The organism is Dethiosulfovibrio faecalis, from assembly GCF_021568795.1.
GTDB classification, from domain to species: Bacteria; Synergistota; Synergistia; order Synergistales; family Dethiosulfovibrionaceae; genus Dethiosulfovibrio; species Dethiosulfovibrio faecalis.
Genome location: NZ_JAKGUE010000010.1, coordinates 1 through 13,487, shown reverse-complemented (window position 1 = coordinate 13,487; position 13,487 = coordinate 1). Strand labels below are relative to the sequence as shown.

Below are 13,487 nucleotides of genomic sequence, written 5' to 3'. Positions count from 1 at the left end.
GATAAAGGAGGAATACCTATGGACCCTTTGGAGCTCTATACCCCGGCAACTCTCACGCACTCGATCAATAGGATCAAGCCGGAGAATCTGTACCTATCAAAGATCCTCGGCAAGGGAGTCTCGGTGAAATCTCCTACCGAGACGGCTATGTTTGACGTCGAACACGGCAGAAGGGATCTCGCCCCCATGGGGAACAACGGAGACCCCGCCACCAAAGTCGACTTTGCGGAAAGCTACAAGACCTACACCGTCACCCCTCCTCAGATCTTTTTGGAGGATACCATCAAGGCGTCGGACGTGGCCAAGCTTCGCATGGCCGGACAGTCGCCCATCATCCTGGGGTCTGGGAACAGTGACGGCGTAGTCGCGGCGTTTAACGATATGATCGCCAAGAAACAGAAGAACCTAAAAAGGTCTATCGCCAGGCGGATCGAGTGGATGTTCTCTCAGGCTCTCGGCACTGGCGGGATCGATTATACGTGTGCCTCCTCCGGACGCTCCTTCTCGGTGGACTTCGGCGTACCTGCCGGGAACAAGTTCACCGTATCGGAGAAGTGGGACGCCTCCTCCAGTGCTGGCGATCCTCTGACACAGTTTCCGCAGTTCCAGCGCACCTTTGCGGCCCAGAACGGTGTCAACCCTACGGTAATCATTGCCGGGACCGCCGCCGCTGATGCTTTCCGAGCCAACAGCAACGTCAAGAGCTGGCTCAAGAGCGCAGGGGTCCAGCTCCTCCAGATCAACCAGGGCATCAAAGAGGACCTCGTTACTCCGGTCGCTCAGATCCCCGGAGTCGGGACGATGGTCGAATATGCGGCCTCCTATCCGGCTGACGGAGCTACCCCGGCAAGCCCTTATATCCCGGAGGATTGCGTCATTCTGACCCATCCTTCCCTCTGGGAAATGCACTATGGGGCTGTCAGTGACTTCGACCTTGGGGAGAATCCCCTGGCGATGGTGGAGCTATACAGCAAGATCAAGGTCTCTCCCGACGGCAAGACGAAGAGCCTGTACGTGGAATCCCACCCCTTGCCGGTCCTGACCTGCGACACGGGAATCATGGTCATCAAGGTCTGCGGATAGGGTTATGTATTGCACGGTGGCAGACGTGAGGGGGGAGCTATATCTCCCCCTCGTCACCCAGATGGAAAGGCAGTTCGGCGAGGAGTTGCCTTCCTACCTGGAGGGGCATATACGAAGGGCGGATGACTATATCGACGCCCGGCTATCCAGGAGCTTCACCGTGCCGTTTGATAGGCCGCCGACTGTGGTCGTAACCATTTCGGCTAAGCTGGCGGCTTATTTCGCCACGGCGCATTTCTCCGAGACAGAGGAACTCTCGGAGGACAAATACAAGGCGGCCAAGGAAATGCTAACGGATCTCCAGGTATCGGGCGTCTTGCCCGGCGAGCAAGAGGAGGCTCCCCGAGGGCTGATCCGAGGGGGCGGGGCGGAGCAGGTCTTCACCGACGACGCTATGTCGGATTGGTGACGGCATGAAGATAACCATGGAGGTCATCGGAGCGGATGCGGTACGGAAGGACATTATGGAGATCGCCAAGGCCCCATCGACAAAAAAGGTCTGGAAGGCCGTTGCTCAGGTGATGAAGTCGGAGTCTCTGCGATGTTTCAGAGAGCAGAGGGCCCCTGACGGGACGCCGTGGCAGAAGCTGTCGGAGGGGACGCTCAAGAGCCGGGCGTATCGCAGGACGAGAGGATACAGGAAGAAGCTCAAAAAGATCTACGGGTATCAGTCCAAGGCGTTTATGCGGTCCAAGTCCGGGGCCAAGATCCTCATGGACACCGGCAAGCTCCGGGCCTCCATCGCCACGAAACACAGCAACGGCTCGGCCATGGTGGGGTCGGTCCTCTCCTATGCCAAGGTCCACCAAACAGGGGGAAAGCACATCCCCGCCCGTCCATACCTTGGGGTATCCGACTCCGGGATGGATAGAATACGGGGCATTATCCTGCACCACGTAAAGGAGGCGGCGTGGAAATGATGAAAGAGGCTCTGGAGTACCTGCTTGCGGGGATCTCCAAAATGGACGATCTCAGGGACTACCTGGAGGGCAAGTGCGGGAAGTCCTTGGTCATAACGGCGAACCCGAGGGAAGCGGTCCCGCCTAGCGTGGTGGTTGTCCCCTCAGCGGGAGAGTATCCCCTGAACGGGGGACGGGGCACCTGCGAGGCAACCGTGATACTGGTCCTCCCGCTATTCGATTCTCTGTCTGCAATAGACGCCTGTACGGTGGCGGATCTCTTTGGGGAGACCTTATACCAGGCGGCAGGACGAGGAGACAGGGGAATGAGGCTCCAGGGCGTCACCTTGGCGGGTCTGGAGATGGACGACGGAGACGGTCTCTGGACGGCGACTTTCTCCGTTTCGATAGCTCAATAGGAAGAGGTGGTTTTGGATGGCAAACGTAAAGAACGCTAACGATATCCTGATAGGGACTGGGCGGCTCTACCTAGATGGCTACGACGTGGGACAGCTGGATGGAGATCTCCAGTTTGAACACGGGAAGGAGTATTTCGAGAAAAAGTCCGGGTTCCCGGCTACGACCGTCAAAAAGGTGCTGACCGGGGAGACCTACACGAGCAAGTTCGCACTGTTGGAGGCGAACCTGGACACGATACGCCGACTTATGCCCGAATACTCGGAGGTTACGGAGGCCGCGGGGACGGGCACGGCTACGGACGAGGTTGTCTCCATTTTCGAGGGGAGCCATTCTGCCCTGGCCCACGGCAGGATCTCGGCTATAACCTCGGTCGTGACCGTCGATGACAGCACGTCCTTGGTCGAGGGGACGGACTATTACATCGACCGTCTGGCTGGCACGATCTACAGGGTGGGCTCCTCCACCGCCGTCACGGACGGGGAAGACGTAAAGGTCACGTACGACTATGAGACCTTTGAGGGCTCCGGGATCGGGTTCGGCGGCTCCGGATCAAGTGATAAGACGTTCCGTGTGGAGTTCTGGCACAAGAGGACCGACGGGCGATACCGCTGTATCAAGCTCTGGAAGTGTCAGGTAGACGGGAACTTCTCCGTTACCTTCAAGGAGTCGGAAGACAGCCCCATCGACGTATCCTTGACGGCCCTGGCGGACAGCACGAAACCAGCAGGGCAACAGCTGGGAGTACAGATGGACCTTGACGCCACTGCCGCCCCTGATGGAGGTTGGTAGGCATGAAGGTACGGGAGATCCTCCGGCCTGATGCTATCAAACAGAACATTTTCGGGGAGGTCCACGAGCTCAAGCGGCTCAGTCTTGGCGATCTCATGGAACTGGTGGGGTTGATAGATCCGGAGGCGATGAAGACCGGAAAGCCTATGCTGATATTGAAGAGGGGGGGGGAGGCCCTGGATTTTATCCTGCGGACCTCCTTCCCCTCTTTTGATGGCTGGGAGAGCTTCCCTCAAGCGGAGATCCCCTACATGATCGAGCTGATATGGGAGTCAAACGACATCCCGGGGCTCCTCAAAAATTTTACGGAGCTGGCGGAGAGGTTCAAGGACAAGCTCCCCGCCTCGTTGCAGGGATAGAAGACGACATAGGACTCGTGGAAATGCTGTTGTTTTTGTCGGCCAAGTTCCATATCGACGAGGACACGGCGTTAAATCGCTGGTGGGCCTGGAAATTTTGGCTCTACGCTTCGGCGGCTCCACGGGTCCTCTTGGCATTGTCTGGGGTGTCAGAGGAGGACGAGGACGAACAAGAGCCCCAAGGGGAGGGGCTGTCCTCCGATGACTTGGTGGATATGGGATTGATAGGAGACGGGAGGTGACGGTATGCCGGGTGGCGGAGAAATATGGATCAAGATAGGTGCGGAAGTATCCGGGGCAGTCAAGAGCCTGGACGGGCTCGCCGATAGCGTCGGGTCCATGGGGAAAAAGATCTCTGGGATGGGCAAGAGCATGGGGACGGTTTTTGACCCTCTCATGAAGGGGCTCACCGCCGGAGTCGCGGCTGTGTCCTCCACCGTTGCAGGGTTGACCGCCGCCTCTCTCTCCATCGGTGGAGATTTCGAGGAAGCCATGTTGAAGGTGCAAGGGGTCTCCGGCGCGACTGCGGAGGAGCTCCAGAGCATGACCGACGTGGCCAGGCAATTGGGGGCCGACCTTCCTGTTTCGGCCTCCGACGCGGCGTCTGCCATGTATTCCCTCTCCTCTGCCGGGTTCAACGCCGGGCAGGTCATGGACTCGGTCCAGAGCGTCGTATCCCTTAGCATTGCGCAGAACTACGACCTGGGAGAGTCGGCGAACGCCGTGGTAATGGCACTCAAGAGCTACAGCCTAGAGGCGTCGGAGTCGGAGAGAGTTACCGACGTGTTCAACAACTCCATATCATCATCCATGATGACCATGGAGAAATTCCAGAGCGCGCTAAGATACGTCGGGCCCGTGGCGTCAAAGCTGGGGCTGTCTTTGGAGACTACAGCGGCGGCCATGTCCACTCTTGCCGACGCGGGGCTTGACGGGTCCCAGATAGGGACGAGCCTCCGGTCAGTCATGCTGAAACTGATCGACCCGACAGACGAAGCGGCCAAGGTGCTAAGTCGGTTGGGAGTGAAAGCATACGACACGGCGACAGGGAAGCTCCGCCCCCTGGACGAGATTTTTAGACAGCTGAAAGACTCGGGCATGGACGCCGCCGATGCCGCGCGTATCTTCGGAACAGAGGGGGCTACGGCGGGGCTCACTCTGGCGGGAATGGCCGATAAGCTCAAGGACCTAGAGGCCCAGATGGGCAAGACTGGCACGACTCAAGAGCTCCTGGCGAAGCAGATGGAGAGCTGGAACAACAAGCTGAAAGAGGTCCAGTCTGCCCTCAGCGAGACGATGATGATTACCTTTGACGGCATGAAGGAAAACGCCAAGGGCGTTATCGGGACCGTGAAGGAGATCATAGACTCCTTCAACACGTGGGCGAAAGAGACCGGAGTCCTCGGCGACTCGGTAAAGGCGTTCTTCGACGGGCTCGGCTCCGGCATGGGATCGGTCGATGAGTTCAAAGACAAACTGAACAGCCTGGACGTTGAAGAGATCTCCAAAGGGTTCGAGAACTTTGGCGAGGGAGTCTCAAAGCTCGTGGGGGCGTTGAAGGATTTAGGAGACATGATCCCCTGGGGCTGGTTGATAAACAACTTCAAGGGCCTTGCCCTTGCCATCACGGGACTTTGGGCAACGGGAAAAATTATTACTGTTTGCGGGAACATTGCCCTGTTGGGGGAAAAGCTTATCTGGCTTTTGAATGCGGCTATCATCCCCCTGATGACCACCCCTCTGGGCGGCTTGTTTGCGGCGCTGGGAGTCACTGTGGGGGTACTCACAAAAAAGCTATATGACTTCTCCAAAGCTCAAGACGAAGCCTGGGACGCAAAAGAGAGCGCCGACCAGATGGAGGAAAACGCCCGTAATTATACCGAGGCGGTCAAAGGGAACGCCGAGGCCCTGGCAAAACTCCCCCCGTACTATCGGGAAATGGCGGATGCGTCCATCAAGGCGAAAGAGGAAGCCAAAAAGTCGGCAGAAGAGACTCAGCGCAACATAGACAAGATGAAAGAACAGGCCGAAGCTGGGACGTTCTCGATCGAGAACGTCATGGCGGTCTATGGAGACAAGATAAAGCAACTGGCCCAGGAAGCCGGAAAAGCAGGGCAAGACATAAAGAGCTACGTCCTCCAGGGGCTGGGAGATATGCCGGAGTCGACGAGGAAAGTCGTAGCCCAGGCGGTGGACCTGATGGGCGAGGAGCTGGGGAGAGGAAATGACGCCCTACAGAAGGGGTTCTCTCCTCTCGGCGTAGACGAGCTGGGGGCCGCCTTGGAAAAGGTCCGGGCGATGTCCAAAGAGGTCCAGGCCAAGGGGAAAAAGGCTATGGAGGTCTTTGGTCTATCGTCTTCTGAGGCTGGGGCCGTCATGAAAGAAGAGCTCTTGAAGACGGTCATTGGGATAAAAGACCAGTTCGAAGAAAGTAGCCCGTATATGGCTACCGCTTTCGTGTCTGCTATGGAGAAGATGGGGATGTCTGGAGGAGATGCCCTTATAAAGGCAGTCTCATCCAAGCTCAGAGGTGGAATCGGAACGCCCTTAGAGGAAATGACAGATGGAGAGGCGTTAAAACAAGCTCTAAAAAACCTGGATAAAAATATACTGGTCGCCCGACAGCAAGCGGAAGAAGCTATTTCCAGCTTTGGGACCCCAAGAGATAACGCAATGGAGACGTTCCGGGAGCAGGTGATAAAAGAGGCTTCCCATCTGGAATCGGAGCTCAAGAATAAAAACCCGCATCTGGCAGACGCCTTTGTACGGGCGTTGACCGACGCAGGGAAAAGAGGAGGAGGAAAGCTCTTTGAAGAAATTTCAAAGGCTTTGAAAGCGGCGAAAGATGCAGGGGAAGCAGAACTCTCGGGGATTGCTAAGACGTCGCAGGAAGAGAGCTGGATCGACGGCAAAAAGACACTTTTCCAGGGGGGCGATTTCGCTCAAATAGACAAGGAGGTCCAAAGGATAAAGGCGCTCGTCTCGGCAGGATATCGACAAATGAACGAAGAGAACGAGAAAGAAATTGTTACCTCCTGGACGCAGAACGGGAAAGCCGTTACCGAGGTTTTTGATAAGACTTTTGCAACTATACGGAGGCAGTCGGTAGATCTTTTTGACAGCATATCCTCCAAAAAAGCAGACGGGGCGGCGAGCCCCGCTTCTCCCGTAGGAATAGGTTTTGATGGAGGAGAGCCCATGAAAAACCTAAAATCGGTCGGGGCCACTCTTTCAACAGAGGCAACCGTGGTCGTGAGAGAGATCCAGGGAGTGTTATCCCGGGGGTTGTCCTCTATGGAAATTCCCCTTTCGGGAATCACAAAAAGTCTGTCTGTTTCTGCCGGAGTTATGGGGGAAACCATTGTAAGGGGGATAAATCAGATTCTTCAAAAGTCTGCCCCTGCGCTGGAAGCCTCTGGCACGATACTGGGAACTGCAATGGGGAACGCCATGGCAAAGGGGATAGATAGATCTCTCTCGGCCTCTTTTGCAAGATTAGAGAAAAAAATAGCGGGGATGCAGTCGTCGATAAAAAACAGCTCTTCCCAAGCCGCTACTAGCGGGACGACGGGGACGCTTGCCCAAGAATTGGCCGAGAAAGGGGGAGGCTTGTGATGCAGGAGATACAGTTCGACGAGCTTGTCCCCCTGTACCAGCCCACACCGGGGAATTGCACAATGACCCCCAAGGTTTTGACCTCTTATAAAAGGGCTTTAGACGGGACTTTGTTGGCGATAGGGACGGCCCGAATTGTAAGGACATGGAGGGTTGTCGCCCCCTGTGGAGACATAATGCCCCTACTCCTGAACAAGGGGGTAACCCCTATATCCTTTACCGACAGGGATGGAGAACGCGCGAATGTCTACATAACGGGGATCTCTGAGATAAGCCAACCGACGGCGCTAATCGGAGAGTACGAGATCACCTTGGAGGAGGTGGAGAGCCGGTGGCAATCGAGCTGAATATGTCAAAGTGCTTGGCCTTGAACGCAAGGGCGAACCGATTCGGGATTATCTCGGGGGAAATTACGACTTTGGAAGATATCCCCGTAGGGACAAGTATAACCCTGCCTTATGCTTGCTATGTATCAGGGAGAACCTTTGACGAAGCGACGGGGATCTACACTCTCTCTGTGTCAGACCCTGCAACGGCTATACTGGCAGAGGTTTTGATCGGGCCGACTGACGGGGGAATTGAAGAGTTTTATCTTGCTGATACAATGTTCTCCGTGTTGGAACGGACAGGGTTCTCAGTCAGTTATGGGGGGGTTTTCTTCGGGAGAGGATACCCCCCCGAATCAGAGGTAAATTGGAAAGACCTTGTGAGAATAGTTTTGCTGTCTTCTGGTGGAGTTCTGCTTTTTAACGGGACAGGGTGGGGGGCTTTTCCCTCTTCTGATTCTCAAGTCGAAATAGACGACGGCTGGGTTCTGTCTGCTACAGTCGAGGACGACCCCGGGGGGTATGCAAATGTAGTTACAGTTTCTGTACATGACGAGTGGGTACAGACGCAGGGGCTGTCCTCCACCTCAGGGGAGGAAGAGCTAGGGGGGCTTACCATCTCGTGGGAGGCCACGGGGGATCAGATGACTTTCCGGAAGGAAGAAGATTCGGAGTCAGGGATCGACCAGACGGAGCGGTGGGAGTACGACGATTATGGATATTGCACCAAGTACACTAAAATTGTCCTCTCTCCAGACAACGAAGACCCGAACAAGCAAGAGAGAGAAGAAACCGAAATCCTTTTTTCCGTCTCAAGCGACAACGTGTACAGCTACACGAAAAGAGTAGTCCTGTCTCGGTGGGATTGGTGGGTGGATGATCCTGAAGATGACGTCCTGCAATGGGGGTTGTCTCAAAAACGAATAGAGGAGACTAGCGGGAGCGTCAACTTGGCTGGTTATTCCGAGGTAACGACGACGATCCAAGAGGAAGAGAAAACAAAGTCCCCTCTACAGCGACCGATGGTTAATGTCTCAAAAACAAGGACTCGTGTCTATCGATCGGTGAAAGAGGGAGTCCTGCCAGACGAAAGAGTTGTTTCAGATCATTGGAAATGGGACTGGTACGTGGTCAATCGTGCCCAAGATATTGCGTGGCGGTGGGTTCCTGACGGAGGGGCTACTGTCGGGGGGGCATCCGTCGAACCGCTGATAAAAGCGCCTCCACAAAAGATACACTCGGTACACTTAGAGGCGACAGCAAAGGACAGTGAATCTATTAGCGCTCTTGGCGAAATTCGTAAAGAGATTTCAGTGGTAGGGATAGCGGACATGGAGACGTTGAAGCGATACGCTCGGGGGGAATTGGCGGAGTGTTCGCGGATCAGAAAGGCTCGGTTAGAAATTTCGATGGGGCAAGGGGCCCCAGACTATTCCACCTGCCCGGGGTACGAGGTTCATTGGCGTAACCGGAAGTGGTGGGTGTCTGCCGTAGAGGTAAGATTACCAGAGAACACTATGTTTGTTGAACTGGAAACAGAACCCCGGCTAGAAGAAACAAAAAAAGCCCTACTTGGAGTTCCTAAGGTAGCGGAGGCTGTTATTGATCTAATCAAAAAACATGGGCGGACTACGACTAACGTCGACAGGGGGAAGGTGGCAGGGCTTATCAGCCAAGGGAGATACCTGGTAGATCTAGGGGGCGGGAGAAAAGTTCGCGCCGAGCGGGGACTTGCTTCCGGACGCGATAATATCCCTGTTGGCGCTACCGTTTTGTTAGCTCGCCCGTCAGGAAGGGAGATCACTTGGACGATCTTAGAAAGACCTCAAGAGGCGGCGGTCAGTTTTGGCTCTGTGGAAAGGACCCCACGAGATCCCTCTCTAGAAGTGGAGCTAGGCCCGCTAAACATAACCCCGAGAGGCGACCCCCAGTGTTACCCCATGGTAGTTGATCTTGATTGGGAGGTCAAAAGGGGAGCCAGCAAGATCTTGGGGTATGTTCTTGTCGTCTCGGGGTTTAGGCTAGGGTATAACGTCCCCGATGACGCCATCGCCGAAGGGGAGAACCCCCCGCCAGTAGGAGACCCCGTCGAAATCCCAATAGAAAAAATAGATGATCCGAGCCACCCAGTACTGCGCGGGGTTGTATTGACCGGGGCTCATAAGGTCTTAGTCTCCCCCCTCGTGGATGGATGGGCTTTATCTACAGAAGTAGGGGGCTCTGCTGAACCAGAGGACCCCGGAGGAGGACTGATCGGCTAATGGCAACTATATCCCCTGTTATTTCAGCCAGAGGGCCCAATCTCCCCGAATGGAGAGACGCGCTTGCGTTTGGACAATCAGGCCCTCTCCCTATTGTGGCGACTGGAGGCCCTTTTAAACCATCAAAGTACTTGCCAAGAGACCCCGTGACTGTTCACGTGGGAATGACGAAAAAAAGCAACTTCCCGGAGGGCAAACTCTCTTTTTTGTCTTCTCTTTCTCGGGATGAAGAAGGGGAGATCGAGTGGGAGAGCAAAACCGTCTCTGCGAGCGCCGACTCTCTCTACTCCTCTTCTGCCTCGGTTTCTCTGATGGTAAGAGCCCATTGGGATAGGTGGGGGAGCGGAGTCTATCCCCCTTCTTTCTTCGCGGTTTTTTCTGGGACTTGGGGCGAGGAGTTCTTAGACACACCACAGTGTTGGGTAGTCATGTCTAGGTCGCATGACCTAGAGTTCGATCATAGAACCTATAGTAAAAGCACCTTTCATCCCAAGACATTTAGCTTTGTTTATGATAGCCACGACCTAGAGGAGCCCCTTTACATCAATACAGCCGCGCCTTGGCCCTTTTCCTCTCAACAGGGTAGAAGTTTCCGAACATTGTACCCCTTTGTGGAAGAACGGGACGGCATTCGATGGTGGAAGACGGGCAAGCTCAACAACGTCCTCCAGTCTGATTCGTGGAGTGTGTCGAAGGTACGATTAAAGATCCCTTGGGGGTCGTCCCTCCGTATTGGGGCGCTACAGATAGCTTGGGGAGGCGCGTTCGGTGGAACCTCTATCAAAATCGATGCCCAAATCCCAGAGCTTTGTCCATGGTGGTATTGGGACAAAGGAACATGGCAAATGAATTTTGCGGAATGGGCCCCCGGGGTTCAGTTCAACACTGCGGAGGAGTGTTGGTCTGCATGGGACAAAAGGCTAGACAAGGCAGAGTTCTCCGTGGATGCTAGTCAACTGCCGAGGTTAGTGGAGCTTTTGAACGAGAAGAGGGCGTCGTGGGGATACTTGCCAGTGACCTTAGAAGAGGTTTCGCAATGGGCGCCCGAGAAGATAGTTTCTACTGCCGCATGGTTTGGTGTTAAGTTCTCGGGGTTAAATTATGTGATTCCCGGCGAGTTCCGTATCAATGGAGTCCATAGAACTCTTTTCAGTGAAGAGGAAATGATAGGTCCGATGGCCTACGAGGGGAACGACCTCACTTTAATAATAGAGCGTCCGTCAACCAGTCGTTATCTTGTGGCGGGGCGTGATGTGGGATGGTTCGCCCCCTTTATGGAGACCACGTACTACTATCCTGTTTTACCGTACCTAGAGAATAAATTCTCTCCACACATGGCGATCTTTGAACTGGGAGGTCACAACTATGGAGTAAATATGCACATTCCAGAAGAGTCGTTACCCGTAGGGGCCACATATCCTCCTCAGGCCAAGATGTTTTTGGAGGGGACTACCTACGGAAGAGACCGGGACTGGGACCATGACCCTGCGGTAGAAAAAATGATCTGGGTTGGCCCGGTCAAGGCGGCTGATTTTGACGAGCTCAGAGCAGAGGCGGAGTCAGCACACGAAGAGAAGCTGAGATGATAGGAAAGGATTGTGTTCTTGCCATGCCTACATACAGAAACGACAAAGACTATCCCGTGTCATGGGGAGCAAAGCTTTGGGCACCTGGCGAAGAAAAGCCGGTGCCTTTTTTTATGCCTGCGGCCCTCGGGCTGGTTAAGACCTCAGATGATCCGGCCCCTGCCCCTCAGGTGCTGGTGAGTCAGGACGTTGACATAACTGGAGGCGTACCGGTGGACATCGTTATCCCCTCCCCGGTTGGAGACCTATACGACCTGTCAGTAATCGCCATCGCTGGAGTAGGAGCGGTCTCTATCATGGGCGGCGATCCTATCCCCTTGGACGAGCACGCCGACTATGTGGGGCGTATCCCTTGGGGGAGGGCTCCAAAGCTCACCCTGTCCAGTGCCCTCGGAGGTACTTTTAGGGTGCTGGCAGAGGAGGTAGAGTAATGCCTTTGAGACGCAAGGGAGGTGGGGGCGGCGGGGGGAGTAGCTACGTTCACCCTCTCACTCACCCAGCCACGATGATTGTGGAAGATGCAGACCATCGCTTCATAACAGACGATGAGCGGACGGCCTGGAGCAGTCAGGCCGGGGTTGATGTTGTCACTGTTACCGACGATGGGCTAATGAGCGCTACGGATAAGATCAAGCTGGATGGCATAGATATAGATGCCAACAAATACGTTCACCCTAGCGATCACCCAGCCACCATGATTACCGAGGATGCAGACCACCGGTTTGTGACTGACGACGAAAAGACGGCTTGGAACGCAAAAGCAGAGACCGACGTGGCGACCCTAACCGAGGACGGGCTGATGTCCTACGCCGACAAAGTCAAGATGGACGGCATAGAGGCAGAGGCCAATAAGTATGCCCATCCTGACCACTCAGGTGATGTTACCAGCACCGGAGATGGCGTGACGGTGATAGGGGATAACAAAGTCTCCAATGCCAAGTTGGCTGACATGGCGACGCAGACGGTCAAGGGTAGAGTAAGTGCTGGGGCTGGTGATCCAGAGGACCTGACCGTGATTCAGTTGGCGGGGATGATTCCCGTAGCCACTCAGGCAGGCAAAGGGCTCATGAGTGCAGAGGACAAGACTAAGCTGGACGCACTTGGCTCCGGCGGCTCCTCCGTCATGCTCACCCTGGTCCACACGACTATCCCGTCCAGTACGACGGCTACGGCCTATGAGGTATTGGCCACCGGACAGATCGTAGGGCGGTCGGACTGGTACATGCCTGAGCTATCGGTACTCCTGCGTCGCTCTGGATCTGGCCAAGTCAGGCTATCTCTATCCGACGGTACGACCACGATCACGGCGGAGACGTCGGTGTTTGCCGGTGTGGGCACGAACAAGCTGACGCTAGACACCTCGACGCTGATCGACGGCGTGGCCTGGGATCTGACCGTCGAGGCTCTGTCCACGACAGGAACGGTGACGGTAGACCGGCTCAAGATCATGGCCGATCCTGTTAATGAGTTTGCGCCCCCACTGGTGGGGTCTGGTACAGGCAACAGCACAAACTCGACCTCATGGGCAGAGCTCGGAACCTCGACGTTCCTGCCGACCTGGCTGGACGTGGACGGTCGTGGCGGGGTGATCCTGCTGGCCGATGTGGACCTGGGGACCGCTACAGGAGCCGATATCCGTATCACCATAGGCACAGAGAGCGTGACGCAGGCGGTCGCATTCAGCGGAGTGGTGGAGATACATTGTCCGTTTCCGTCAGTTCCCTCGGCGATCATGTCCGCAAAGATCGAGGGCAAGGTTACGGGTGGATCGGGAACGATAGCACTGTCCCATTGGCAGTTACACATCGAGAAGTAGGAGGACGAAAACATGAGCCAGATCACGGAGAACCAGACGGTAGTAGTGTCCAGCTCGGAGACGGTGGCTAATACAGCCGCCGCCACATTCTCTCAAGAGGTGGATTTCAGAGGGAGCATAGGCGGCGTGATCCAGATAGATTTTCAGTTTGCCACGGCACCCACAGCCGACAAAACGTTGGACCTGTACCTGTTGCCTGCATTGGCATCAGGCACGGATTATGACGTCTACTCGCAGGGGCGTAACGTCTTGCTGGGTAGCGTATCGGTCGAGGCGGTGACGACGGCGCAGAGGTTGTCTATCCTGGTCGATGCCGTAAATTGCCCCTACGGT

General features: G+C 55.4%; 14 protein-coding genes. All 14 read left to right on the top strand.

Going from position 1 to position 13,487, the window contains the following annotated elements:
- The first annotated feature begins 18 nt into the window (after positions 1–18).
- Positions 19–1,083 carry a major capsid protein gene (locus L2W58_RS08080; RefSeq protein WP_236102842.1) on the top strand — a complete coding sequence of 355 codons (1,065 nt, stop codon included), beginning with the start codon at positions 19–21 and terminating at the stop codon, positions 1,081–1,083.
- A gap of 16 nt (positions 1,084–1,099) precedes the next feature.
- Entirely contained in the window at positions 1,100–1,492 is a 393-nt protein-coding gene (locus L2W58_RS08075) for a phage protein Gp36 family protein (protein WP_236102841.1), read from the top strand.
- Between the two features lie 4 nt (positions 1,493–1,496).
- Positions 1,497–2,003, top strand: coding sequence for a phage virion morphogenesis protein (locus tag L2W58_RS08070; protein WP_236102840.1), 507 nt, complete (start codon positions 1,497–1,499; stop codon positions 2,001–2,003).
- Complete coding sequence (locus L2W58_RS08065) at positions 1,994–2,401, top strand: hypothetical protein (protein WP_236102839.1); 408 nt, start codon at positions 1,994–1,996, stop codon at positions 2,399–2,401. Before L2W58_RS08070 ends, L2W58_RS08065 begins: the two co-directional genes overlap by 10 nt.
- Positions 2,402–2,417: 16 nt before the next feature.
- A complete protein-coding gene (locus L2W58_RS08060; protein WP_236102838.1) occupies positions 2,418–3,191 on the top strand; it encodes a phage tail tube protein in 774 nt (257 codons plus the stop codon).
- 2 nt (positions 3,192–3,193) lie between these two features.
- Positions 3,194–3,550 (top strand): hypothetical protein, encoded by a 357-nt coding sequence (locus L2W58_RS08055; protein ID WP_236102837.1) that lies wholly within the window; start codon positions 3,194–3,196, stop codon positions 3,548–3,550.
- A 23-nt stretch (positions 3,551–3,573) separates the two neighbouring features.
- Complete coding sequence (locus L2W58_RS08050; protein WP_236102836.1) at positions 3,574–3,792, top strand: hypothetical protein; 219 nt, start codon at positions 3,574–3,576, stop codon at positions 3,790–3,792.
- A 4-nt stretch (positions 3,793–3,796) separates the two neighbouring features.
- The gene (locus L2W58_RS08045; protein WP_236102835.1) at positions 3,797–7,165 is read left to right on the top strand and encodes a phage tail tape measure protein; all 3,369 of its coding nucleotides are present in this window, start codon (positions 3,797–3,799) and stop codon (positions 7,163–7,165) included.
- Complete coding sequence (locus L2W58_RS08040; RefSeq protein ID WP_236102834.1) at positions 7,165–7,512, top strand: hypothetical protein; 348 nt, start codon at positions 7,165–7,167, stop codon at positions 7,510–7,512. The genes L2W58_RS08045 and L2W58_RS08040 overlap by 1 nt, the downstream gene beginning before the upstream one ends.
- Positions 7,497–9,752 carry a hypothetical protein gene (locus L2W58_RS08035; RefSeq protein ID WP_236102833.1) on the top strand — a complete coding sequence of 752 codons (2,256 nt, stop codon included), beginning with the start codon at positions 7,497–7,499 and terminating at the stop codon, positions 9,750–9,752. The genes L2W58_RS08040 and L2W58_RS08035 overlap by 16 nt, the downstream gene beginning before the upstream one ends.
- Entirely contained in the window at positions 9,752–11,338 is a 1,587-nt protein-coding gene (locus tag L2W58_RS08030; RefSeq protein ID WP_236102832.1) for a hypothetical protein, read from the top strand. The genes L2W58_RS08035 and L2W58_RS08030 overlap by 1 nt, the downstream gene beginning before the upstream one ends.
- A complete protein-coding gene (locus tag L2W58_RS08025; protein ID WP_236102831.1) occupies positions 11,335–11,769 on the top strand; it encodes a hypothetical protein in 435 nt (144 codons plus the stop codon). Before L2W58_RS08030 ends, L2W58_RS08025 begins: the two co-directional genes overlap by 4 nt.
- Positions 11,770–11,948: 179 nt before the next feature.
- Positions 11,949–13,154 carry a hypothetical protein gene (locus L2W58_RS08020; RefSeq protein ID WP_236102830.1) on the top strand — a complete coding sequence of 402 codons (1,206 nt, stop codon included), beginning with the start codon at positions 11,949–11,951 and terminating at the stop codon, positions 13,152–13,154.
- Positions 13,155–13,166: 12 nt separating this feature from the next.
- Positions 13,167–13,487, top strand: a 321-nt coding sequence (locus L2W58_RS08015) for a hypothetical protein (protein ID WP_236102829.1), incomplete at its 3' end; no start/stop codon positions are given.